The organism is Roseibium sp., assembly GCF_039982295.1.
Classification (GTDB): domain Bacteria; phylum Pseudomonadota; class Alphaproteobacteria; order Rhizobiales; family Stappiaceae; genus Roseibium.
This window is the reverse complement of the sequence record NZ_JBDWYP010000016.1, coordinates 37,884-60,807: the sequence shown is the minus strand read 5'-3', so window position 1 is coordinate 60,807 and position 22,924 is coordinate 37,884. Positions and strand designations below refer to the sequence as shown.

Below are 22,924 nucleotides of genomic sequence, written 5' to 3'. Positions count from 1 at the left end.
CCCGGCGAATTTGACCGTCGCTAATGGCAACTTTGGGCCGAAACTGACCATCTTACTCCTGCGGCACCACCGGCAGAAAATAGTGCAACACCACCTTCACCGCCCCGCCAGAAAAACTCCCGCCATTGGCCGTCAGCCTGACCGCCGTATCCGAATAGAACGCCTGCGGCCCAATCACCCCGGCATTGGTGGAGCCTGCCGCAATCCCGAGCGATCCGCCGAACTTGGATGTCTCACCCGATATCCCGCAGTCGTAGGAGGTCGCTCCTGTAATGGTCGTCGTTGTCCGGGTTGAGACGCCAAAGACGATCGCCCGGTTTGGAATGACGATCGACGTGTCGACGCTGGCTCCCGACAAGCCGGTCAGCTCTTCCTCCACCGTCCCGATCCGGCTCTCAGCCCCCGATGCAGTCCGTGACACTGTCGCCACCTCCGACAGCAACGCGCCATAGTCTTTCCAGCCCGTCGCCGTGTAGACCGCCAGCGTCCCCTCGTCGGCGACATAGGCGAGCATCCCGAGCACTGGCGCATAGAACGCCCAGGCCCCGTCCGCATAGCTCGCGATTTGGCCGTCCTGCCCAGCCCAGTCTCCACTGCCACCTGTCGGAACCAGATAACTGTCGCCGTCTGTGGCTGCCGGTGGTGCACTCAAGTCCCGATCAAGGATCACCAGATGCGCCAGGGCATCAAGCCTGGCCAACGCCTCATTGTGGGTGACTTCCTTCTGCGCCTGACTGGCCGCGATGAATGGAAACCCAAGTCGTGCCGTGCTGCTCATAGGATTGCCTCCGCTGGAATGCCGCGTCCGATCGTGTCCGAGATCTGGAAGACACGGATGTGGATGGATGTCTGAGCCGATCCGAAGTCGGCGATCTGGTCTGCTGCCGTGTAGCTGTGTGCTGGCGATGTCAGGCCAGAGACCGTCCGGACGATCTCACCGCCATCAAGGATCTCCAGGTCATAAAGCTCGCTCGCCTCGACCAGCGGCACATCAGTGCCATCCATCCAGCCGCCGTTGTGCCGGGACCGCCTGATCCAGCCGATCGCCAGATCCCCGGCAAGGTTCCGGGTTCCACGCACATGCACCGGTGCAAAGGGCTTCAGAGCCATCGCTTCAAACGTGTTTGAACGGTCTTTAAAACTGCTGTCCGTCGAGGCCGCAGGGGCTGGTCCATAGCTCCAGGTGCGCGCAATACCCCGATCAGACAGAGGCACATCGGCCTGGGTCAGTGCTCCGTCGAGCAGAACCACGCGCGCGCCAGCTGCGACCGGATCCCGCATGGCATGCTCAGTGCCACGCCGTCCGCGTAGGAGACCGGACAGCTGCCAGGTCTGAGCCGCGACCAGATCGGCGGTGGCGAACTGCAGGATCTCCCAGTCGCCATCTGCATTCCGGATCGCCAGGGCGTTGTCTGTTCCTTCAAGAAGCTCGTCCTCGGACCTTGATGCCAGTGTTCCATAGGCCAGCTTGACGGTGACATGGTTCGCCCGGTCGAAGCGGAAGCTGGTCCCGGAATGGAAATCCGTTGTCGTCACTCCAAGTGTTGCCGGCGCAATCACACTGCCTACGGAGCGGCTTCCCTCGAGTACCCGAACACCTGCCCATGGGCTGGCCGTCGCCGCCAACCAGGGCCGGTGCTCGACCTGCGTCTCTTCGATCATCGGCAGATCCAGAACCTCCAGCACGGCTGGCCCATAGCTCGGCACGGTACCGGGCGACACTGGCCGCGATGTACCGCGCTGGATGGAATAGATCGAGCGTTCGACGGCGACGGCTTCACATTGCCTTGCGCCCGCATCGATGATCCGAGACAAGCGCAGATCCCTTGACCTGCCACCGGCCTCAAGTGCCACCGTGTCGGTCGGATCCAGGCGGATCATCGACGGCGGCAAGGCAAAGCTCGCCTGTTCCCGTCCGACCCACCGCTCCAGCAGCCACGCCTCGACCATGCCTTCAGCTTCCGCCGTCTCGATCACGGCAGGCGCGGACACGCTTTCGATCCGCTCTGATGACCCGGTCAGCCGTCCGGCATTGGAGCTGGTCTGGCGGTAGTCGCTCTCCGCGTCGAAGTAAGACAGCGACGCCCGGACCGGCAGGTCGGTCTCCTGGGCGCGCGTCATCGACCAGTCAGCAAGTTTGCGATCCGGCGTCGCCAGATCCTGTTCAATGATGGTTGCCTTTGTCGCGCTGCCGCGCGGCACAAAGCGGATCAGGCCTTCGCTCTCGACCGCGTCAAACCGGTAAAGTTGAGCCAGGGTCTGCAGCTGGGCCCGCGGTGTCGTGATCGACGCCCTTTGCCAGCCGGTGACGACGCCTTGAAGCTGCGAGACGTCGATGTCCGTAAAACCGACAGAAGCACAGATATAAGCGACCAGCTCAGCCAGATCGACTGCGCCGAACTTGCCCTGGACCCAATGGCCAAGCGGCCAGTTGTCGCCGTCGCCCCAGACCTCAGATTGATATGGCCAGGCCGGATAAGGCCGCGCATCCCAGGTCCAGAGGAACGACCGGGAGAGATCCAGCATGCGGTCGCCATAGATGCCGGAGACCGGGTTGTTGCCTTCCTCCGGATCCCAGTAGCGCAGCACCGTCTCTATGCCCCGCCGCTGGATTGCGTCCGATCTCTGGCGGTTGGAGAAATACGGCCAGGCGCTTTCCGAGGACTTTGGATCGACAAAGACATTCGGCTGGTTGGTGGCGTTGTCGACCGAGGGAAAGCCATATTCGGTGAACCAGATCGGCTTGGATTGTGGCACCCAGGATGTTGGTAAGCCGCTTTCGACACCGCCCGGCCGGTCATAATGCTGGTTCAACCACCAGTTCCGGAAGTCCTTGGCCCGATAGACCCACGGCTTGCCATCTTCACTTGAATCTGGTCCATCGGTGATGGGCGTCCTGATCTGTGCTGTCCGATCGGCTTCGCTGGCATAAAACCAGTCGTAGTCCTCACCGCCCTCGACATTGCTCTTGAGGTACTCCGGATCATGGATCGAGGACCAGCCGTCCAATGCGTCCAGATGCGTGGTGCCATCCCTCCAGTCGGAGAGCTTCATGTAGTTGTCGATCGCGACCGCATCGATGTCAGAGCTGGCCCAGAGCGGATCCAGGTGGAAATAAAAATCGCCTGTGCCATCGCCCGCCTCAAAGCCGCGGTATTCCGACCAGTCGGCCGCATAGGTCAGCGCCACGGAACCGCCCAACACCGATCGGCAGTCACTTGCCAGTGTCACCAACTGATCCAACGCCGGGAACGAACTGGCCGAACTGCGGATCGTCGTCAGGCCGCGCAGTTCCGAGGCCATGACAAAGCCGCTGACGGTTCCAGCCTCTTCCGCATTCAGTGCCGCACAGAGCCTGGCATAGTGCAAGACCATGCGCCTGAGCGACCATTCAGACGGTCCGCTGTAGGAAGTGCTGACCGCGCCCGTGTCCGCATTGATGGAGACACTGATCTGGTTCGTGGCGACAGATCCGAACAGCGCATCGACCTGGGTTCCAGCTGCTGCTGTCTTGTCGACGGTGCCCGGCTGGCCGGGCGCCGGATGGCAGGTGATGCGCCCGCGCCAGGGCAGAACGGCCTGTTCGGCTTCGCCATAGGGGTCCGGCAAGCCGTTGCCATCTGGAATATCCATCAGGATGAACGGATAAAGCACCACGTCGATGCCGCGTGCTCTCAAGTCACGGATGGCCTGAACCACCGACTGGTCCGACGGTGTGCCGCCATAGGCTGGCCGGTCGTCATCGCCTGCGTCTCGCGAGACCACATAGGCCGTGTCTCTTGTCTCGCCATGGACGGACCAGCTCAGGGGCTCGTTGGTCTTCTCGTCGCCGAATTCGACACCAGGCCGAATCTGGCAAGAGCCGCACCTCAGGTCCGTGCCGAACCAGGCCACCACCAGCAGAACCGATTTGGCGTTCGGACAGGTCCGTTCCAGATCATCGATCGCCACCGACCAATCCGTGCCGCCGATCTGATTGTTGACATTCTCAGGTGTGGTCGTGCCTTCGGTGTCTTCCGAGGTTTTCCGGACGGGTTCCGTGGCATAGACCCATTCGCCCGCGCCCGGGATCACCACCATGCCCTGGATCTCGTCTTCGACGGATTGGCCGACCCGTCTGAAGACCTCGAACTCGAGCTGCGGAATGCGGTTGCCGAACGCTTCCAGGCTGAGATCCTCGAAGACCACATAGGCCGTGCCGCGATAGGCCGGCGCGCTGCCTTCCTTGGTCTCGATCAGCGGGTCCGGCTGCTGATCCTCCGATCCGACATGGACGCGGTAGGTGATCCCGGTCAGGTCCAGCAGCTTGCCATCGGCCCAGACCCGCCCAATGCCGATGATCGGTCCTTCGGAGAGACCGACCGCGAAATTGGCAAAATACTGATAGGTGGTGGTGCTGACCTTCTGGCCGCCGCCCAGCCCCTTGCCACCAACTGTCTCTGTTGAGGTGGAGACTTCCATCCTGAGCCGTGTCGCCCAGATCACCTGGCCGGCAATCCGCACCCGGCCAAAGACGTCCGGAAGCGCGGCTCCTTCGGTCGACGTCTGAAGGCGCAGATCCGAGATCTTCGGGCCTTCCACGGACTGGCGCTGTGTCGGTGACAGGGCTGATGCCAAAAGATTGTCCGCATAGGCTCCGGCAACAGTGGCAGCCCCGGAGATCAAAGCCGAGGTAAAAGAGCCCGCACCGATCGCCCCGGAAAAAGCCGTCGCAGCTGCGCCAAGGACAAGCGTTGCCATCAGGTCGCTCCCGGAAAGCGGAAGGCAAAGCGGATCTTGCGCCGCCATCCCGGCACCAGCGCGACCTCAGCCACCGGCAGGTGCTCATGGGCATGGATGATGCGGGCCGCCGGATCGTCGATCACCGTGGTCAGGATGACGCAGTGTTTGGCGGGTAGGCCCGCCTTGAAGGCGAACAGCAAGACGTCACCAGGACCTGCCTGATCGACCGGCACCGCCTCCATGTGCCGGGATGCGGCCTCCTTCAAGGTCTCCCGTCCTGACCGTTCGGCCCAGTCCCGTGTATAGGGTGGAGGTGTCTCTGGTTCTGTTCCCATGACCTCGCGCCAGACACCTCGTACAAGGCCCAGACAATCGCAGCCTGCACCCTTCGTTGCTGCCTGATGGACGTAAGGCGTGCCGACCCAGCTTTGGGCAGCGGTAACAATCTGGCTGCGGAGCAGATTGCTCATGTGAACAGGCTCCCGCCGTCGTTCAGATCGTCCTTGTCTGCATAGCCAATGACGATCTCGTTGCCGGGCATATGGGGAAAGCCGCCAAAGTTGGCGCCATTGGCAAAGCGGGCCTGGCAGGTGGCCCAGGTCTTGTCGCAACCGGCCTGGATGCTGAAGTCATCTCCGGTCTCAATGGCATCGGCCATGGGTAGCACCAGCTCGAGGGTCACCGTTCCATCGGTATTGGAATGCCGTTTAACCTCCATTTGAAGACCGCTGTTTGCACCGCTGGTCCAGGTCACAAGCCCGCGCTGGAACAACCCGTCGTCTTTGCCCTCCAGGCCGGAGGCAGTGAAGCTGCGGAAATCAAAGGCCGTCACAACCGCGCCAGCCGAGACCCAACCGGCCAAGGCGAGTTTGCAGTGGCCGTCCCCCAGCTCCCAGGAGCAGGTCCGGTCGAACTGACGGCCTGTTGTCTGGCCAAGCCGGTGCGCCAACCCGCGCAGTTCGGCCATGAAGGCGGTCGGGCCTCTGGAGATCTCGCCAATGTTGCCTTTGCGCAGGAGCAGCCGGTTGTCGGTGTCTGTCCAGTCTACGAGCCAGACCTCGATCGTTGCGTCATCCCAGAGCCCGCGAGCGATGTCGTCTTCGGTGATCGAGGACGACGACAGTGCGCCCTCGACATCGAGATTATCGACCGCCAGGCCAAGGCTGGACTCGATGGATGTGGCCGTGAAGCCGGTCGCGGCCTCGTAACTCAGGCCCGCGATGGTCAGGGCCCGGTCGTGATCGGTGAAACCGAACAGCGTGCCATCGCGCCGTTCCACCTTCCAGCATCTGGCATGTGTTGTGGCCCGGCCATCTAATGCGGCCTGCATACTTGCTGGAACCGTCTTCATATCTTCACCTCGACGATCGGAATGGCGCGGATCTCGCCGAGGCGATGAATGCGCAAGGTGGTCTGCAGTTGATCCGTGTCGAAGCGGCAGGGCACGTCGAACTCAAAACCGGCCGTGACATTGCCGGAGGCCGGGGCGACGTCGAATGTGACCAGCCCGGTGGTGGTATCGACCGACCAGCCGGCCCCTTGAGAAACACCGCCCACCGCCACCACGACAGATCCTGCCACCGGTTTGGAGATCTCCCGCGTCCAGGTGCGACCGCCCGAGCTATAGGCCTTCACCAGCTGGAAACTGACGGTCACGCCATCAGCTGCCCCGAGGAACTGATCTTCATTGGAGATCGCTTGAGACGGTTTGCACGACTTGAAGTCCGACCAGTCCTTGAAGCGGAAGCCCCGCAGCCGGCTGGACCGCGCCTCGAAGAAGGCGGTCACATCCGCCAGATCATCGGCGCTCCGAATGCCGGAGCCAACATCATAGCTGCGCCGGCTGTCGGCCCAGGGCGTGTTGCGCTCCTCACGGCCCGAGGCCAGCTCGACAATCTCTGTGCGTCGTTCGGGGCCGCCGCTTGCCCCGCGCGCCACGATGACAGGAAACTGAACTTCGTCGAAGTCTGCCATCAGAGCCCCCGCTGCCCTCTGGCTGTCAGACGGGCGAACTCACCGGCGATCTGGGTGCGGGCGGCTCGAAAACTCTGGGCGTCCGGAGTGGTGATGTTGATGGTGACATTGCCGCTGCGATCCTCGCCCTGGCCCCGAAACGACAAGCCAGTGCCTTGCGCTCTTGCTGCCCCTGCTGGGTCCGCAAATCCAGGCAGGCTCATCGGCTCCGTGGCGACCAGACCGCCCGACTGATAGCCCCTAAGAGAACCCTTGCGCATGGCCTCAAGAACGGGAACACCGATGGCCCGCGTCGACTTCGCATCGAAGACATATTCGTTCTTATGGACAAACCCGGCGATGTCATTGTCGTTGCCGGCAGGCGTTGCCCCGCCGATGTCGTAGAGACCCAAGGTTGCCGCGGAAACTGCGCCGGAAACGCCTTTCCCACCTGAACCACCCAAAAGGCCAGACAGCAGTCCGCCGGCAGACGACAGGGTCGGAAGGTTGCTGCCGAAGAGCGCATTCTTCAGCGGATTAGCTGCGCCCAGCATCAAGACCATCTGGGAAAGATCAGAGGTGATTGCTTGGATGGCACCGGAAAGGTCACCGCTTGCCAGTCGATCCACCAGCGTGTCGATCGCACCGGTCCCGGCTGAGCGAACCGTGTCCCAGGCCTGTTGGTTCTGCTCCAGCGTGTCGGTGCTGTCAGCAATCGCCAGCGCATTGGCTCGAATGGCTTCGGCCTCTGTGCCAAGCGCGTTGATGCCAAGGTCGCGGATCTGGATGTCTGCTTCGAGTGTTGCGAGAGCTTTGGCACGGGCGGCATCCGTGCTGCCAATCAAACGGGTCTCCAGCCGCAGCCGCGCCAGTTGCTCATCCTGGCTGCGCAACAGGTCCTGCGTTCGCTCGACCCGGCGATCGGATTCCGATTTCTTTGGTGCCCTTGGTCTGAGTTGAGCCGCCAGCCGTTTTCTTGCTGCCTCTTCCTCAAAGATCCCGAAGGCCGATCCGACCCGACTATTGGCCGCTGTCGAGATCGACCCGAGGGCACTTGCGGCAGCATCCACACCGCGCAGGGAGGCTTCCACCTCGTTCAGCCGCTTGACCAGATCGAACAAGCCGGTGTCGGCTTGCCTTGCCTCCTTGATGATCTCACGGATCGCCTGTTCGCTCTCTGTGTCCGGTGCAGTCCTGGAGAGTTCGATCAGCCGGGCAATGAGCTGATCGGCACCTGCCTCTGCGTTGATGAACTCCCCGGCTGTTGCCCGGAGCTCATCCTGGAAGGCGCGAAACAGGGCTGCGTCCTGGGTCAGTGGCTCGGCCAGGGCCGTCAGTGCATTGGCTTCGAGGCGCAGGCTCTTTTGAACACTCTCCTCGATCTCGCTGATCAGGGATTGGAGGAGATCGCGCTGCTGCTCCAGATCATCCGTATCAAGGGCAATGTTGGTCAGCGTCGGCGAGCGGTCGAGCTGATCAAGAGCTGCCTTTACATCCTCGTAGCGTTCCGCCATCTGCCGGATCAGTTCGTTCTGGTTCTCCAGAGCGTCCTCGGCCGTGTCGTCGTTGGCGACTGCCTGATAAAGCGCTGAGGCGGCAGCGGCGCCACCAGCCAGTCCGACCAGCGCAAGATTGATCGGGTTCAGAAAACCGATCAGGCCTTGTTTGAGAATGCCGAGCGACCCGCCGATCGTATTGGCGCCTTTGGATCCCAGCAGGAACTGGACCTGGCTTCCCTGTTGCAGGATGGCGGTAAAGAGCGACTGGCCAGACGCAATCTGGACACCCGCATCGGCGAACTGCTGGCCAAGGATGTTGAGCTCATGGGCTGCCAGCTTGGTGGAGGATCCGAACTTACTCAGGACCTGAGATGAACCTGCTAGCGCTGCCCGTTGCGCCTTGTAGATGCCGGTTGCCTGCGCTGTCGCGTTTGCTGCTTCCTTGGCACTGATTGCACCAACCTTATGGGCGGCCGCGATCTCCTTGACGCCCGCCTCATAACGGCGTTGCAGGGCAAACAGAGGATTGAACCTGGCTCGCAGATCATCCAGCTGCGCGCCATAGGCCTCGATGTCGCGCGCCCGGTCCGCAGCTGGTGCACCGCCAATTCCGAACTGCGCATCGAGCGCCTGAGAAAGGCGTGCACCGGTCTTCGTTGCCTCGCTGCCGACAAGCCGCAGATGGTTTTGCGCTTCGCGCGCGCCACGTTCGACGCCACTGGCATCGAGGCTGGCGAGCATCTTGAGTTGAAGCGTCATGGGTGCTCCCCGTTCAGGATCGGCAGGGCCGCACGCTCCATGATCTGGAGATCCGCCAACAGGTTCTGCCAAGCGCGCCGGCTGCGGCCGCAGAGCGAGGCTTTGGCTGCTGTGTAATCCAGTCCCAGAAAGGCAAACCCAGCCGGCCCGGCAGCGACCCGCCACTGGGTCTCCAGGGACAGAAAAGCGGTCACGCTGCGCCAGTTGCAGCGCCAGACATCAAAGCACTCCGCTTCTGAAACCTGTGCGACAGGAACGGCGACGCCCAGAGCCTCAAAGTCTGAGGCCGTCTCGCGATCCAGCTGCAGGGACACTTCAGGATCAATGAGGCCGCGTCGGGCGAAGGCCCAGGCCCGCGCGGCCGCCATCAGTTTTTTACCTTTGGTGCCTGAGTGTTTTGAGCAGCACGGCCACTGCTGGCTTCGAGGTAAGCGGTGTAAAGCGCCAGCCGCACATGGGCATAATCGAGACAGCGATCGCGGGTCTCATCCGAGAACTCGGCTTCGGATCCGTTCTCATCCTCAACGCCGCGCCAGTCCGTCCAGACCTCCTTCAGGACGGCGTGTTGATCACCGCCTTCGCCATCAAGAGCGGCAAGACGCTCGCTGCCGATCATCAGGAATTGGGCTTCAAAACTCTGGTCCAGAACCTTCCCGGGCTTGTCCGGATCCGGCATCCTGACCGTCACCGGCCACCAGAAGGCGTATGTGTCCGAAAGGCGAAATTGCATGATCATACCAATGCCCGGATAGAGGAATGGATTTGACCGCGCTTGGCGCGTCTGCCGGCTCGGAGGCGCGCGAAGGGCGATGCGGGGCATCGGTCGAGTGCGCCGACACAGTCCGGCGGGCGCGAAAGCGCGGCCTGCGGTGGGCCAAATCGCCGCCCCGGTCCGCGTTGCCCCGCTTGCCCGGCCAACCAGGCCGCGCCGCGCGGTGCGCCTTGCCGGGTCGCCGATTTGGCACCATCAAATGCGTCCCTGTATCCGGGCATTGGTATGTACCTCCTACTTCACGGTGATGACCAGCTCGTCGTCGCCCGCGTCGGGCACGAACATCAGCGGCAGGGAATAGTTGAGAATGTTCTGGCTCTGGCCTTGGCTTGGCCGCCCGATCTGCACCTTCGGCGCATCCAGTTGAACGATGTGACCGGCCGTTGTTCCATGAACCACCTGAAGCGCATCCAGTGTCTTGGCCGTTGCCACGTCGAACCAGTTGATCGTCGCCATGGACTTTGCCTCGACCACCGCGGTTCCAGTGCTCTGCCGATCGGTCAGCTGCATGCGTTCATCGCCGATCAAAAAGCGGGGCTCGACCTGGACGCCGAGATCGATGGAAATGCTCTCCGCAATCCTGTCGGCCCCATGGAGTGACAGGCTCGTTGCGGCCTTGGAGACAGGCACCGGCTTCTGGAAGGCTGACAGATCTGCCGCAGGAAGCGCCTGATCGGTGACCGTGCCGAGCAGTCCCATGATGTTGAACCTGAAACGCGGGATCTGGCGCGGTGCGAACTCCACCAGAAAGGTTCCGCGGCACCCGAGAGCAACATGGCGCACACCGTCGTGGTGGTAATAGATCGAGACCGCTTCCTCGCCGTCCGACACCGGTTCATAGACCACCGACACACCCGGATCGATGGTCTCGGACAGACCGCAGGCCCGCAGCAGAACCCCATAGCCAGGCACGTCCCCGGCAACGCCCGCGCCTGCACATTCCACCGCGAACTCCAGCTGCATGTAATTGCCGGTCAGCTCGATGCCCTGGTGACCCAGATGGGGCAACAGCAGATCCCGGGAGACGTCCTCGCCAGCCAGCGGTGTCAGCGTCACATCCGACAGCTGGATTGCATTGGCGGCAAGGGGAACGCTGTCCGTGCCATAGACCGTCTCGATCTTCGCGAGACAGGCGAGCTTCTTGAACTTGCGCATGCTTATTTATCCCTTCTCGCGGTCGGTTCGCGCTTTCGCCCCGTTCTGCCTCTTTGGCTGAACAAAACTGGAATGCTCCTCCGAAGCAGGCGCACCATCAGGTGCGACGGCCGGTCGGCCTTGCGGTTCCTTCGGCGCCGTTTCCTTTTCCCTCACACGTTTCCCGGTCTTGGGATCGCGGATGTACCGACCGCCGGTTCGCGGCTCGTATGTCATGGCTGTTCCTCCAGATAGGACGCGGCGGCATAGAGGTCCTCGAACCAGACCGTGCCGCCGCGCGCTTTAAGCAACTTGCCGGAGATGTGGGTGAGGGGCTCTTCAGCTGCTTCTGGCTCAAAGCCGATCAGCTGCGTCCGCACGAAACTCTTGAGATCTTCGATGTCGTCGGCGGTCGCGCCCCCGCGCGCATCGCTGACGTTGTCGGCAACGATGACAACGGCGACATCGGTCTCCAACCGCTGCAAAACTGTGCCGTTGATCCGCTCGTTGTCGCCTGCGACCTCCTCGGCCACCATGACGAAGGCAGCGGGGGATCCGAGCCGGCGCTTCTCGACAAGGGCGAAATCAGCGGCGCCTGACACGGCTTTGAAGGGTGTTTCAACAGGCTTCAAACGGGCGATAATCTCTGGAACCAGGCTCATGGCGCGTGCCCCCGATCCACATCACTGATGGTGGCCTCAAAGTGCGCCTCGGTGATCGCAAGGATCTCGGTCTGGTCGGTGTCGGAAAATCCGAGGTAAGGCCGCGCCGGGATGACGATGGTCCGCGCGCCATAGGTGACAGGCCGGTCATAGGCCCGCTTGTGCGCCTTTTTGGCAAAGCGCGTTTGACGTCCCACTTTGCGGAACCGCACCATCCGCGACTGGGGATATTGGGTGACCGTTCCGCCAGCCTGATGAATGGCGGCATAGACCAGGTTCGTCCCAACCGCCGCCTCGTCGGAACTCGCCTCGCTGATGATCGAGGAATAAAGGCGATTGCTGTCGCGCAGGATTTTGGGCGTGCCCAGTTGTGTGCCTGCCGCATTCTTGCGCGATCGTTTCAGTCTGGCTTTCGCCGTCCGAGGCGCGTGCCTGGCCCAAGGCGTGCCGTTTGGAGCAGTCTCGGTCTCGAACCGGCGATGGACGGAAAACAGCATGGCGCCGGAGATCTCCGCCATCAGCGCGGATGTATCGCCACCTGCCTGAGCCACATGGGTGAGGGCCGCGTTGACGCGCTCGTCTTCGATCGTGAGGTTGCTTCGAACACCGGTCATCTGGTCGCCCCCTCAAAACCCGGAAAGATTGTCGCGGGAGAAGACCCGGCCCGGTCCAGACACCTGGACCTGGCCGTCACCGCTCTGGTCTGGAGCAATCCCGGCGGCACCGAGTTCAACGAGGCCATTCGCCACATCCTTCAGCCAGGCAAGCGCCTGTCCGTAATCTCTCGTGACAGGATCGTCCTTGTCTGTTCTGCGTCCATGCAGAAAATAACGTGCGATATCGGCGACGGTCCGGGTCAGAACGTCGGGAACCGGATCGAGCGGTAGCTGGTACCGTTTGGCGAGATAACTGTCCGCCAGGGCTTCTGCGTCACTGAGCGCCGCCATGACCACATCCGCATCGATCGTCGAGGCGGGTAGGTTGGTCCGGTCCGTGAGCTGGATCAGCTCTTCTTCACCGAACCGGTCAATCAGATCCTGTTGCGTGGCATAGGCCATCAGTCTCAAAACTCTCTTTCGTCATCCCGGACCGTGTGCGGCAAAGCCGCATCGCGAGATCCGGGATCCAGCGCATCAGCTGCCGAAGGCACTCCTTGCGCGACTAGCGCCTAAAGCTCTTCGACCACCAGGCTGGGATCATCCTTCAGGATCGCGATCTGTTGCGCGTCAAAGGCGTCAGCCGGATAGTCGATTGGTTCTGCGGGATGATGAACACCGCAGCGGCGGAACCCGGTCCACGGCTTGGCTGTGATCCGCAGGACCATCTTGGCCGTTGGCTCAGGCTTGGAAGCCTGAGCGACTTTTGGCTTTGTGGATTTCTCTGTCTTTTTGGCGGCGGGTTTGGCAGCCGGTTCAGGCGTTTTGGTCGATGGGGCACCTGTTGCCGCCGTTGTCGCCGGGACATTCGTTTCATCGGACATGGCCGTGGTCTCCTGGAAGATATAAATGCGGGAAATCGGCGCTAGCGCCGCAAGGCCGACTGGCCGCCACGGCTTGTGCCGTGCCCCGTCCGGAGGGCCGCGCCCGTGAGGACAAATCAATTCAAACTCAAGCCAGCCAGGGCACGACCATCACGTCGGCGGTGCCATACCATTGGTTGGTTTCCCCGCCCGTGGTCAGCTGGTTGCCGACCAGCTTCCGGGCAGTGCCTTCCAGCGAGGGTGGTACGATCAAAAGCCGGGGCTTGATGTTGAGCGGCTTGCCGTAGTCGCCCTTCAGGCTGTGCAGGGCGATACGCGCCGCCTCATAATGGGCAGCATCCAGTGTCTGCTTGGAGCCCCAGGCCATCTGCCAGAAGCCGTAGCCGACGTTCGCCCGGCCATCGAGGCCATACAGGAACTGCTTCTTCATGAAGACGTTGTCGTCGTCTTCCCGGTCCTTGCGCACCAGGTTCCCGAAGGCCTTGCGTTCCTGGTAGATGATCGGCTTCAGCGCCTGGCTGGCATCGATCAGATACCAGGGCGTGCCCGAGCCGCCGTCCGTGTTGGCGACCGAAGTGACATCGCCATTGGCATCCAGCACGGGGTGATCCGTGTCGAAATAATACTGGCCGTCGTAGCAGGGGGTGGAGAAGCCGGCCGGCAACATCGGCCAGACCAGCTCGTCCGGGAATGTCGTTGCCGACATGCCCAGCTGTGTGAAGACCGGCGCATAGATCCCCAGATTGTCGTCGTCGAAATCGTCCCGGTCCACCTCGATGGTGTTCTCGTAGGATTTGTTGCGGATCGAATAGCCGTGCTTTTGCAGGGAGGCGATCACACGGTCGCCGACCCATTCGCGGAACCGGGGGAACTTGCCCAGCCAGCCATATTCGTTTTCGCGGGTCGTCGAGGTGACAGTGGTCGCCACGCTGCCATACATGGAGGTGGCCTCGGTGAGGCCGCGCTGGAAAGATGCGTTGAAGCCGATATAGGCCGACTGCAGCGTTTGGCTGTTGATGTCCATCTCTCATGAACTCCGTTTGTTGGTGCGGGAGGGCCCGCCTCTCATCTCATCGTCGGCAAGTCCCGGCTCAAGGCCGGGACGGCGGAGCTTTCTTGGTGCCGCCCCGGACCTGATCCGGGGCCTCGCTTGCTCTAACGGAAGTCGACCCAGACGCCCTGGGCGTCGACGTCGAAGATGGTTCCCGCAGCCGAGCGCGTGCCGGTGCCATCAGTGAGTGCCACGGTCTGATCGTCGACCCCGTAGCAGGTCTTGCCGATGTCACTGGTGGTGATCTCGTCGGCTGCGGCCGAATTGGCGAAGCGGTAGATGCCGACACCGACGCGCACGTTGAGGTCACCATCAGCGCCGCCAGAATTGTCCATCCGGCCTTCACAGCGGCCGACGGCCAGCAGAGTGGTGGAGGTCGCCATGGGCACGGCATGTCGGCTGGCGTTCAGAGCCACCAGGGCTCCGGCGTAGATCACCGCGGAGGCGGCGACCGGGAACTCGCGACGGTCGCCGGAGCGTTGCCTTGTGTTGCGATCTGTGCTGAGAGCGCTCATCAGCCAAGCTCCTTCTTCGATGCGATCATGGCGTCTGCGGAAAGACCCATCTGGGCTGCGATCTGCAGGTCGCTGTCATCCAGGGCCGGATCGCCACTGTCTTTTTTTGCTGAGCCCAGCTGCGGGCCTGTGAGGGTGGGAGCCGAGGCGGTGAAGGTCGCAAACTTGGCCGGATCTGTCAGGCACAGCTCCATGCCCCAGTCCTTCAGCGCCGGGGACAGTTTGCCTGCCTCGATCGCGGCTGCGACCAGCTGCCCGGCCTTGTCGCTGTCATGCTCTTCTCTGAGTGCCTTGAGGTCGGCCTGCATGGCGGTGACCTGGTCGATGGGGACGTATCGGGCTGGGTCGGGTGTCGATGTCTCGGTGGCCACTTTGATCGCTGCGGCGATGTCATCGCTTGAGGCCGTGGGCTCCAGACCGGCAGCAGCTGCAATTGCCGTATGGCTCTGCTGGGTTGCTGCAATGGCGGCAAGGATCTCAGCCTCGCTGGCAGTCCCGGCCAGGCCGAGCGCAAGGGCAATCTGTTCCATGGGGATGTCCTGAATATTGGAATGAGAAAAGCGGGCGGCAATCGCCTCAAGGTCCAGCGCCGGCATGTTGACCAGGGCCACATTGCGCAGGGCCATGACTTTGCCGGTGGTCTTCTCGATGGTGAACAGCGGGGAGATGTAACGGTATTCGCGCGCCCTGATCGCGGCGCTGGCCGTCTCGGTCCACTGGACCTGACCATAAATGCCATCGTCCCGGACCTCGAAACCCTTGATCCAGCCGGCAGCTTTGGCGGTCCCGCCAACACCTTCGACTGCGCCGAAGATGCTCTGGTGGTCATAGTCGACCATCATCTCGGTGGCAGCGAGCAGGGTCTTCGTTTGGGAAAGGACGAGCTGGAGGGCTGCACTGTCACCCGCATGAAACGGGCCACGGCCGTCCCGGCAGGAAAACGTGCCAGCGGGCAGCAGCTTGATCCAGGCCGTCGCGTATGGAGACACGGCCACGGCATCGCTGGCGGCGATCAGGGATGTGTCAGAACGGGGACAGTTGACGGTGGTTACCATGGGTGTAACCATTGCAACCAAGGCGGGAGGGTTGCATTCCCCTGGGGTGGGGGATGTTCAGGATGGGGCTAAATGCGGTCATTCGTTGCAACTGAGACAGGGGCACAAATCAAGTTGAGATCGGATATTGACCCCAGCGTAGGCAAACTGGCATGTCGAAATGAAAAAGGCCCTCAGCGATTGTCGTTAAACAAGCAGCTCATGGTTTCGCTAGCCTACGTTCGTCTCTAGCCTAAAGATACTGCTCCTATTGGTTTGTATCGAACCGTGAAAAGTGAAGCGCTCGATGCGACCGAGCTCAGTGCCCCATCCGCTTTTCAGGCGGTTGTTCCAGACCAGGAGGATCATTATCCGTTCCAGATAACCGCAAACAAGTGTACATCTTTCAGGGGTGAGTCGATGGGATTAACTAAAGAGACAGGTCTTGATGAGGTTAGAGCAGTTTAATTCAGAACGAGTACTAGCCGCAAAACCAACAGCTCGAGCGCCTAACGTTGTAGACCTATTTTCCGGAGCTGGTGGCTTTTCTCTAGGTGCAAAGTACGCGGGTGCTCAGGTCATCTTTGCGGTGGAGTTCGACAAGTTTGCCGCTGCCACCTATCGGCAGAACCTTTGTGAGAAAGATCGCACAAGGCTCTACACCGACGACATTGTGCGGCTGGATGCAAATGCCCTTGCCGAGAAGCATTTTCCGAATAATTCACAATGCGACATTCTTTTGGGAGGGCCGCCTTGCCAGGGGTTTTCCACACATCGAATTAATGATGCAGGTCGGAACGATCCTCGAAACACGTTGATTTATCGATACTTCGACTTCGTACGGGTTCTTCGTCCGAGGGCTTTCCTTATGGAAAATGTGCCGGGGTTACTCTGGCCCAGGCACAGGGATTACCTAGATAAATTCTATCAACTAGCGGCGGATGAGGGGTACACTGTTTTTGCACCATCAACCCTCGACGCTCGAGATTTCGGCGTGCCGCAACGACGAAAGCGAGTGTTTATACTGGGTGTCCGCGACGGCAGACAGCCAAAAGATGTGAGTTGGCCGCCAACACCAACCCATTCAGAAACAGGGGATGGCCGGACGAAAAAGTGGGTTTCCTGCCAAGATGCTTTCTTGCCAGCTCCTTTGGGTGACCGCAACGACCTGCACATGAGGCACAACGAAGAACTAATTAAAGCGTTCAAGAACACGCCTCCAAATGGCGGCTCAAGACGAGACTCTGGCAGAACCCTTCCCTGTCATAAGTACCATGATGGTCACAAAGACGTTTATGGCCGAATAGACTCGCGGCTACCGGCTCCCACAATGACGACCGCATGCATAAACCCTTCGAAAGGCCGATTTGTTCACCCGACTGAGCACCATGGGATCACTGTGCGCCAAGCGGCGCGTCTCCAAACATTTCCGGACAGTTTTGTATTCGAAGGCGGCTTGACTGCGGCTGGGAAACAGATTGGCAATGCAGTTCCAGTGAAGATGGCAGAAGCATTAATATATCATATAATTAAAATGGTTGTTCCTTTGGTGGAATCTCCATACTTACCGATTCTCGAAGAGCAAAAATTATGAAGCGTTCTGGTTTTAAGACTAGAGCCAGGACGATCGACCATTTGGGCCGCGAGCAGGTTGCTGATTGCCCAACCGCGATTTCAGAACTGTGGAAAAACGCGTTTGATGCATATGCGACAGACGTTGCTCTGGACCTTTTCGACGAAAAATCTCCGGTGGCTGTGGTTTCAGACAACGGCCACGGAATGAGTTTGACCGAATTTCAAGATCGCTGGCTGGTCATTGGAACTGAGTCCAAGGCAACGGCGGACCCAGTACCAAAGTCTGATCGAAAGGGGCTGCAGGAAAGAGTTAAGCAAGGTCAGAAGGGAATTGGCAGGCTCTCTTGCGCCAACCTTGGGCCCATACTGCTACTGGTCTCTAAACGCTCTGGTGAAGATTTCGTCGTCTCGCTGCTTGACTGGCGATTGTTCGAGAACCCCTACCTCAACCTAGCTGATATTTTTTTTCCGACCATTGAAGTTACCGATCTCGAACAAGCATTTGAGCGCCTTCCAAGTATGGTTGACGAGCTTGTCCAGAACATTGCCCCGCACCGCACGCCAGACTCGAACGAGTCTGATACCATGCAGAGAGAAAATGCGCGCAGAATTACAAAGGCTTGGGAGGATTTCGACAATCTACCAGAACGAGCTGGCGGTGTGACTTCGAAGTCGATAGTCGAGAGCATCCGGGAGCTAAATTTCTCCTTGAAGCACCTATCCGGGTGGGTAGTCGCTCAAGGAGATTCCGATAGCGGTACCGCTCTTTTGGTTTCGGGTATCAACTACGATTTGCGGTCTCAGCTTCTATCCCCCCCCTTTACGCAGACGGTTGCTCGAACTCGCAAGAATTTCAGGGAAACTCTGGCGAGTTTCCTAGATCCCTTCGTAGATCCAGACGACGGGGATCTTCCCGATTATTTCGCAGATTTTTCCTACCAAGTGCGAACCTGGAAGGATGAGATTTCGAAGACGATTGTTGGTCCAGAAATCGGCATCTCTCGCCGCGATGTTTTAAAGTTGGAGCACTGCATCGTTGGCGATGTGGATACTGAAGGAGTGTTCCGCGGACGCATAAAGGCTTGGGGGAAATGGCTTCCGGATGAGGTAAAAATACGCCCAGCCCCTGATGTACAAATTCCGACCAGAGTGGATACCAGACTGGGCAGCTTCGAGCTTTTCATTTCCGCGATGGAGTTCGACTATATGAAGTCGACCCACGATAAGGCGGAGCATGACAGATTCAGAGAAATAGCTGAACTCTACGCTGGCTTCATGATTTTTAGAGATGGCTTACGTGTGCTGCCGTATGGCCGTAGCGACAACGACTTCTTTGAGATTGATGATCGTAGATCAAGGCACGCGGGTCGCGAATTCTGGAATCATCGTCAAATGTTTGGCCGAATCGGAATTACTCGGTTTGGCAATCCGAACCTTAAAGATAAGGCCGGCCGGGAAGGTGTCATCGACAACCGGGCGGCAAAAGCTCTTCGAGATGTTGTGGTCAATCTTCTCATGCAGTCGGCCCGAAAGTATTTTGGTACTGACGCACCGATCAGAAAAGAGCTGCTACCTGAAGTAAAAGAAAATAAGAAGCAGGAACGCGATGCGGAAAATCGTCAAAAACTAAGGGCAAAGAACAAAAGGACGTTCGCGCGAAACCTGAAAGATGGCCTTGAGATTCTCCCAAGTCTAGTGAGACGGCTTGAGGACGCTGCGCAAAATTTGACTATCACAAGTGATGCTGATGTTTCGGAGAAGCAGGAACTCATCTCCTCCTTCCGGGAACAGCTCCCGTCAGCGACAATTCCTGGTGCACCTCGGTCGATATCGCCTCGCCAGAAGGAAAACTATTCTGAGTATCGTTCTCAGGCGGCTCGTGCTCGAGAGCTTTATGCAAGTGTTTCCAAAGCTGTCGATGAGGAGGTCGAGAGGTTCCGACCTTCCGATCCACTGTCGGTTCTGGAAAGTCAGGTGGAAAAATCGCGAAACCGAATATCGGCTCGTGTGAACCATTGGCAAAAGCTTGTTCGCTCACTGCAGACTGAAGAATTCAAGAGGATCACAGAACTTTCCGATCAACGAAAAGCTCTTTTCAAAAACGAAGCCGAGGCAGTGCTGCAGTTGTTTAAGGCCGAACGAGAGACTTTCCCATCTGCGTCCGCAAAACTGACTAAGATAGATCGCGATATTTCAGAAGAAAATAAGGACATTTTCGAGCCTTACGTCCGTGCCCTTGAGGGGCTCAAAGAGAGCATTGATCTCGAACATCTAGCAACTCGAGGCATGGAAGAACTCGCTGAAGCACGAGTCGAGCTTGATCGGTTAAACAGTCTGGCGCAACTCGGCATAGCAGTAGAAATAACCGGGCACGACCTGCAGGACTTCGATGACATCATTGCTTCTGGCCTGCGGTCTCTTCCTTCCGAACTCTCGGAAACGAAGGCTGTCAAAGATATAACGCTTGGCTATGAAGGATTGACCGATCAGCTCCGCTTTCTTTCTCCGCTCAGACTGTCTGGCATCAAGATCGAGCGTTGGATTACGGGTGCTGAGATACGAGATTATATCCAAGACTTCTTCGCGCCGAGCTTAAGGAAGAACCAGATCGAACTGAAGGTCTCTGAGACCTTTCTTAGTTTCAGAGTGTTCGATCAGCCTTCGAGGTTACTGCCGGTTTTCATCAACTTGGTGAACAACAGCATCTACTGGGTAGGAACCAGCAGCGATGAAGAACGTGCAATTTTGTTTGACGTTAAGTCTAAAAAGATCGTTGTGGCGGATAGCGGCCCGGGTGTTGCGGCTGAAGACGTCGAAAGCCTCTTCAAGCTTTTCTTTACAAGGAAAATCCAAGGAGGCAGAGGCGTGGGGCTCTACCTCGCTAAAGCCAACTTGGTTTCAGGCGGGCATTCAATTTCATATGCTCAAGATGCTAGCGGCCAGCTGCTCAAAGGCGCAAATTTCATTATTGAGTTAAACGGAGCTGAGTTCACAAATGACTGAGGCGTTCGAAAGCTTTATTGAAGATGCATTTATTGAACCGATACGCTCCGTTGTAATTGTTGATGACGACTATCCGACAATCGAAGAAGTACTGACTTCCGCACACGAAGGCAAAGCTGAGAGGCAAAAAGACTGGGTTAAAAATCCTCAACAGGCGATGGATGTAGTCAGCGAGTTTCGCTCCAAAGAGAAGAAATATATCCTCGATATACACGACGCTCAGAACCTTACTGACGACGACGAAGTTGAGGGCGCCGCACATCTTCATCAGACTGATCTTTTGGTCTTGGACTACCAACTAGATCCCGAAAACGCCGAAGATCACACCCGCTCCCTTCGGATCGCCCGGAAACTATTTGCTAGCGAACACTTCAACCTGATCATCGTCAACACCAACAAAAATCTAGACGTGGTATTTGAGAATTTTTTGGTCGGGCTACTCGAGAAAAACCGTTTGCCAGCGCTGACTGAAGAAGCTCAGGCCAAGGTTGAAGAAGCATTCGACAATACTGACATACCTGATGATTTTGAGGATAAATTGGATAAAGCAGTGGGGTTTCGGCAGTATTCTTCAGTAGTTCAGGACTGCAAAAACATCCGGCTCGTTATGTCTGGGCGGTCGGAGTTTGCAGCTCTGACCAAAGTTTTTTCCGATACAAAGCTGCATAAGAAATATTGGCTCGATATGGCGATGTCAGGGGTGCTTAACTACCAGAGAAAAATTGCTGATCGTCTGAGCGATGCGAACTGTGGGGTGTCTAGCTTCCGTGACGCGGGCGAAGTGAAGTGGATTCGATCTGATCGAGGCTTTATCACGTTTTCAGACAAGCAGGCGAAGAAGCCTCTACTGGATGCCCTGCGAGCCGCATTGGCTGACTGGAAGCCGAGGCCATCACGGCTATTGCTGGCCAAAATGTCTGCCGATATTGAGAACCAAGGGGTTGAAATGCAAGACCGGGCCCTTGCTGACAATCATTCGTCCGCTCTTTGGTTCAAAGAACTTCTGCTTTCTGGAGAAGTCGAGCGCAAGTCTACCATAGATCGAGCGGTCAGGCGGCACATTGAGTCCATGGTTTCTGAAGTCCTTCCTGGAGTTCGAACTTTTGCCGAGAGGCTAGTTGAATCTCAGAGGTGCGAGATGGAAGCCGATAACATTTCTATTGTGGAAAAGCACTACCAAGTTAATCTTGCCAACACCGCACAACTTAAGAAAGCTCAGCTATTGCACAATGCCTTGGTTTGCAGCGAAGACGTTGGTGGGTGGCATATACAAACAGGCCATGTATTCGAAGCCGCGGGGGAGACGTGGATTTGCGTATCGCCATTGTGTGACACCGTCCCAGCTCAGATTTCCAAAAATAACATTGAGTTGCATGGTGACAGACTGAGATTCAGCGCGATCAAGCTACACTCAGAAAAACCAAATAAACTCCCCAAAAGCGTTCAGAGTAATCGGTTCATATTCCTTAGCTCTGTAGATGATGTATATGTGTTCTCGATTGTAGCGAGCCCGGACGCTATGCCGGAAACAGAAGTGTTTTACGCCGACAACAAGGGCATATTTCATGAAGATTTCAAATTCACGGTGTCCCGTTCCGAAGTTGACCAGAAATCTAAAGAACTTTGCATGGTCAGCCATCCTGCTGAGGTTCGTTATCAGCTGAGATACGAATATGCGCAAAATTTGGTTCAGCGTCTTGGGGGGGCGGTCACCAGAATTGGATTGGACTTCGCAGGCGAGTGAAGCGTCTAACTCAGTGCTATAGAATCTGTTCTGTTGAAAAGAGCTGTCTAAGGTTTCGCACAGACAGCGAATGACAGTCCTGGGTCGGGAATAGAAATTCCAATTCGAAAAGATCTTTGCACCCAACCATCCTCCACCATCAAATTTGACCCGCCTTAAAACACCCAAGAACGCCCGCTAGCATTTTTCCGCGCCGACGATGCCCTGAACCGCTCCATCGCGCTCCACGGCCGTTTTTCACGCCCCTCTAAGTTCCACCCCATTCTCCGCCTCAAGCCGCCGCACCGTCTCCGCGTGCCCCGCCTTGCCCGGATTGTAATCCCACCCGGGATCAACGCCGTCCGGCACCTGGCGAACTTCCCCGGTCCGCTTGTTCGTCCAGACCCGCATGGTCACCACCGGCGCATCAAACCGCAGCACCTCACCGGCTGCCTGCAACCGAGCGATATCCCGCTCCGACAGGCTCTGCAGAGTACACCGGCAGTTCCAGCCGTTCGGCGGCGCAAACACATCCCAGAACGGATCATCGACCGGCAGCACCAGATTGTGAAGCTTCTGGTGCTCGGGCCGTGTCAGCCCATCCTGAACCGCCACATAGCGCAGAAAGGGCCGCACCACCTTCAGCCGCTCGAAGTGAGCCCAGTGCCCGGTCGCATAAGACACCCGCATGTTCACATCGAAGATTGTGCGAAGTCGCCGCAAGGATCCGAGCCGGACACGCACCTCTTCCCCGGTTTGCGGATCGAGCTCAATCGCTTCGCCCCACCAGCCCTTTCGGACCAGGAGCGGTTTCGGGTGACGGGAGAAGGTGTCGAAGGTCTCGCCTTGTTCAAGGGCGGTTAGAAGCGCGTTCCAGATGTCCTGAAGAATGTCATGCCCGGCGGACTTGGCGACGGTGAACATGGCCGCGTGATCATCCGCATAGACGTCCTGCCAGGCAAACGTCGGTGACAAGACCTTGCCCCGCGCATTCAGCGCGCGGATCGCCTCGCGCGGCGGCAGGGGCAGAAAGTCGACCATG

General features: G+C 58.7%; 21 protein-coding genes. 3 read left to right on the top strand and 18 right to left on the bottom strand.

Annotated features, from left to right (window positions below; genetic code table 11):
* Positions 1–52: 52 nt before the first annotated feature.
* The 17 genes from ABJZ52_RS02990 to ABJZ52_RS02910 form a co-directional block, all read right to left on the bottom strand.
* Positions 53–778, bottom strand: coding sequence for a DUF2793 domain-containing protein (locus ABJZ52_RS02990; RefSeq protein ID WP_348189136.1), 726 nt, complete (start codon positions 776–778; stop codon positions 53–55).
* On the bottom strand, positions 775–4,740 hold the full coding sequence (locus ABJZ52_RS02985) for a glycoside hydrolase/phage tail family protein (RefSeq protein WP_348189134.1): 3,966 nt from the start codon (positions 4,738–4,740) through the stop codon (positions 775–777). Before ABJZ52_RS02985 ends, ABJZ52_RS02990 begins: the two co-directional genes overlap by 4 nt.
* Entirely contained in the window at positions 4,740–5,192 is a 453-nt protein-coding gene (locus ABJZ52_RS02980; RefSeq protein ID WP_348189132.1) for an NlpC/P60 family protein, read from the bottom strand. The genes ABJZ52_RS02985 and ABJZ52_RS02980 overlap by 1 nt, the downstream gene beginning before the upstream one ends.
* A complete protein-coding gene (locus tag ABJZ52_RS02975; protein WP_348208145.1) occupies positions 5,189–6,073 on the bottom strand; it encodes a DUF2163 domain-containing protein in 885 nt (294 codons plus the stop codon). Before ABJZ52_RS02975 ends, ABJZ52_RS02980 begins: the two co-directional genes overlap by 4 nt.
* The gene (locus ABJZ52_RS02970; protein WP_348208144.1) at positions 6,070–6,696 is read right to left on the bottom strand and encodes a DUF2460 domain-containing protein; all 627 of its coding nucleotides are present in this window, start codon (positions 6,694–6,696) and stop codon (positions 6,070–6,072) included. Before ABJZ52_RS02970 ends, ABJZ52_RS02975 begins: the two co-directional genes overlap by 4 nt.
* Positions 6,696–8,933: a phage tail length tape measure family protein gene (locus tag ABJZ52_RS02965; RefSeq protein WP_348191487.1), complete on the bottom strand. Its 2,238-nt coding sequence runs from the start codon at positions 8,931–8,933 to the stop codon at positions 6,696–6,698. The genes ABJZ52_RS02970 and ABJZ52_RS02965 overlap by 1 nt, the downstream gene beginning before the upstream one ends.
* Positions 8,930–9,301, bottom strand: a complete 372-nt coding sequence (locus ABJZ52_RS02960; protein ID WP_348191490.1) for a DUF1799 domain-containing protein — start codon at positions 9,299–9,301, stop codon at positions 8,930–8,932. Before ABJZ52_RS02960 ends, ABJZ52_RS02965 begins: the two co-directional genes overlap by 4 nt.
* Positions 9,301–9,663, bottom strand: coding sequence for a hypothetical protein (locus ABJZ52_RS02955; RefSeq protein WP_348191492.1), 363 nt, complete (start codon positions 9,661–9,663; stop codon positions 9,301–9,303). The genes ABJZ52_RS02960 and ABJZ52_RS02955 overlap by 1 nt, the downstream gene beginning before the upstream one ends.
* A 276-nt stretch (positions 9,664–9,939) precedes the next feature.
* Entirely contained in the window at positions 9,940–10,860 is a 921-nt protein-coding gene (locus ABJZ52_RS02950) for a phage tail tube protein (RefSeq protein ID WP_348191494.1), read from the bottom strand.
* Positions 10,861–10,866: 6 nt separating this feature from the next.
* Positions 10,867–11,076 (bottom strand): hypothetical protein, encoded by a 210-nt coding sequence (locus ABJZ52_RS02945; protein ID WP_348191497.1) that lies wholly within the window; start codon positions 11,074–11,076, stop codon positions 10,867–10,869.
* Positions 11,073–11,501: a hypothetical protein gene (locus ABJZ52_RS02940; RefSeq protein WP_348191500.1), complete on the bottom strand. Its 429-nt coding sequence runs from the start codon at positions 11,499–11,501 to the stop codon at positions 11,073–11,075. The genes ABJZ52_RS02945 and ABJZ52_RS02940 overlap by 4 nt, the downstream gene beginning before the upstream one ends.
* Complete coding sequence (locus ABJZ52_RS02935) at positions 11,498–12,115, bottom strand: phage virion morphogenesis protein (protein WP_348191503.1); 618 nt, start codon at positions 12,113–12,115, stop codon at positions 11,498–11,500. The genes ABJZ52_RS02940 and ABJZ52_RS02935 overlap by 4 nt, the downstream gene beginning before the upstream one ends.
* Before the next feature lie 12 nt (positions 12,116–12,127).
* Positions 12,128–12,559 carry a DUF1320 domain-containing protein gene (locus ABJZ52_RS02930; RefSeq protein ID WP_348191505.1) on the bottom strand — a complete coding sequence of 144 codons (432 nt, stop codon included), beginning with the start codon at positions 12,557–12,559 and terminating at the stop codon, positions 12,128–12,130.
* Positions 12,560–12,669: 110 nt separating this feature from the next.
* Positions 12,670–12,981: an HI1506-related protein gene (locus tag ABJZ52_RS02925; protein WP_348191508.1), complete on the bottom strand. Its 312-nt coding sequence runs from the start codon at positions 12,979–12,981 to the stop codon at positions 12,670–12,672.
* Positions 12,982–13,108: 127 nt separating this feature from the next.
* Entirely contained in the window at positions 13,109–14,005 is an 897-nt protein-coding gene (locus ABJZ52_RS02920; RefSeq protein ID WP_348191511.1) for a Mu-like prophage major head subunit gpT family protein, read from the bottom strand.
* Positions 14,006–14,136: 131 nt separating this feature from the next.
* Entirely contained in the window at positions 14,137–14,547 is a 411-nt protein-coding gene (locus tag ABJZ52_RS02915) for a hypothetical protein (protein ID WP_348191514.1), read from the bottom strand.
* Entirely contained in the window at positions 14,547–15,602 is a 1,056-nt protein-coding gene (locus ABJZ52_RS02910; protein ID WP_348191517.1) for a phage protease, read from the bottom strand. Before ABJZ52_RS02910 ends, ABJZ52_RS02915 begins: the two co-directional genes overlap by 1 nt.
* A gap of 427 nt (positions 15,603–16,029) precedes the next feature.
* Between ABJZ52_RS02910 and ABJZ52_RS02905 the strand changes: the two genes are divergently transcribed.
* From ABJZ52_RS02905 to ABJZ52_RS02895, 3 genes are read left to right on the top strand one after another with little or no spacing between them, the layout of a single operon-like run.
* Entirely contained in the window at positions 16,030–17,175 is a 1,146-nt protein-coding gene (locus ABJZ52_RS02905; protein WP_348191520.1) for a DNA cytosine methyltransferase, read from the top strand.
* Entirely contained in the window at positions 17,172–20,159 is a 2,988-nt protein-coding gene (locus ABJZ52_RS02900; RefSeq protein WP_348191522.1) for an ATP-binding protein, read from the top strand. The genes ABJZ52_RS02905 and ABJZ52_RS02900 overlap by 4 nt, the downstream gene beginning before the upstream one ends.
* Positions 20,152–21,903 carry a response regulator receiver domain gene (locus ABJZ52_RS02895; protein ID WP_348191525.1) on the top strand — a complete coding sequence of 584 codons (1,752 nt, stop codon included), beginning with the start codon at positions 20,152–20,154 and terminating at the stop codon, positions 21,901–21,903. Before ABJZ52_RS02900 ends, ABJZ52_RS02895 begins: the two co-directional genes overlap by 8 nt.
* A 237-nt stretch (positions 21,904–22,140) precedes the next feature.
* Here ABJZ52_RS02895 and ABJZ52_RS02890 read toward each other — a convergent pair whose 3' ends face one another.
* On the bottom strand, positions 22,141–22,923 hold the full coding sequence (locus ABJZ52_RS02890) for a phage minor head protein (protein ID WP_348191528.1): 783 nt from the start codon (positions 22,921–22,923) through the stop codon (positions 22,141–22,143).
* Between the last annotated feature and the right edge of the window lies 1 nt (position 22,924).

Bases quoted from the DNA above. Each gene is read 5' to 3' on its own strand.
- ABJZ52_RS02990 (WP_348189136.1), bottom strand. From the start codon at position 778: ATGAGCAGCACGGCACGACTTGGGTTTCCATTCATCGCGGCCAGTCAG.
- ABJZ52_RS02985 (WP_348189134.1), bottom strand. From the start codon at position 4,740: ATGGCAACGCTTGTCCTTGGCGCAGCTGCGACGGCTTTTTCCGGGGCG.
- ABJZ52_RS02980 (WP_348189132.1), bottom strand. From the start codon at position 5,192: ATGAGCAATCTGCTCCGCAGCCAGATTGTTACCGCTGCCCAAAGCTGG.
- ABJZ52_RS02975 (WP_348208145.1), bottom strand. From the start codon at position 6,073: ATGAAGACGGTTCCAGCAAGTATGCAGGCCGCATTAGATGGCCGGGCC.
- ABJZ52_RS02970 (WP_348208144.1), bottom strand. From the start codon at position 6,696: ATGGCAGACTTCGACGAAGTTCAGTTTCCTGTCATCGTGGCGCGCGGG.
- ABJZ52_RS02965 (WP_348191487.1), bottom strand. From the start codon at position 8,933: ATGACGCTTCAACTCAAGATGCTCGCCAGCCTCGATGCCAGTGGCGTC.
- ABJZ52_RS02960 (WP_348191490.1), bottom strand. From the start codon at position 9,301: ATGGCGGCCGCGCGGGCCTGGGCCTTCGCCCGACGCGGCCTCATTGAT.
- ABJZ52_RS02955 (WP_348191492.1), bottom strand. From the start codon at position 9,663: ATGCAATTTCGCCTTTCGGACACATACGCCTTCTGGTGGCCGGTGACG.
- ABJZ52_RS02950 (WP_348191494.1), bottom strand. From the start codon at position 10,860: ATGCGCAAGTTCAAGAAGCTCGCCTGTCTCGCGAAGATCGAGACGGTC.
- ABJZ52_RS02945 (WP_348191497.1), bottom strand. From the start codon at position 11,076: ATGACATACGAGCCGCGAACCGGCGGTCGGTACATCCGCGATCCCAAG.
- ABJZ52_RS02940 (WP_348191500.1), bottom strand. From the start codon at position 11,501: ATGAGCCTGGTTCCAGAGATTATCGCCCGTTTGAAGCCTGTTGAAACA.
- ABJZ52_RS02935 (WP_348191503.1), bottom strand. From the start codon at position 12,115: ATGACCGGTGTTCGAAGCAACCTCACGATCGAAGACGAGCGCGTCAAC.
- ABJZ52_RS02930 (WP_348191505.1), bottom strand. From the start codon at position 12,559: ATGGCCTATGCCACGCAACAGGATCTGATTGACCGGTTCGGTGAAGAA.
- ABJZ52_RS02925 (WP_348191508.1), bottom strand. From the start codon at position 12,981: ATGTCCGATGAAACGAATGTCCCGGCGACAACGGCGGCAACAGGTGCC.
- ABJZ52_RS02920 (WP_348191511.1), bottom strand. From the start codon at position 14,005: ATGGACATCAACAGCCAAACGCTGCAGTCGGCCTATATCGGCTTCAAC.
- ABJZ52_RS02915 (WP_348191514.1), bottom strand. From the start codon at position 14,547: ATGAGCGCTCTCAGCACAGATCGCAACACAAGGCAACGCTCCGGCGAC.
- ABJZ52_RS02910 (WP_348191517.1), bottom strand. From the start codon at position 15,602: ATGGTAACCACCGTCAACTGTCCCCGTTCTGACACATCCCTGATCGCC.
- ABJZ52_RS02905 (WP_348191520.1), top strand. From the start codon at position 16,030: ATGAGGTTAGAGCAGTTTAATTCAGAACGAGTACTAGCCGCAAAACCA.
- ABJZ52_RS02900 (WP_348191522.1), top strand. From the start codon at position 17,172: ATGAAGCGTTCTGGTTTTAAGACTAGAGCCAGGACGATCGACCATTTG.
- ABJZ52_RS02895 (WP_348191525.1), top strand. From the start codon at position 20,152: ATGACTGAGGCGTTCGAAAGCTTTATTGAAGATGCATTTATTGAACCG.
- ABJZ52_RS02890 (WP_348191528.1), bottom strand. From the start codon at position 22,923: ATGGTCGACTTTCTGCCCCTGCCGCCGCGCGAGGCGATCCGCGCGCTG.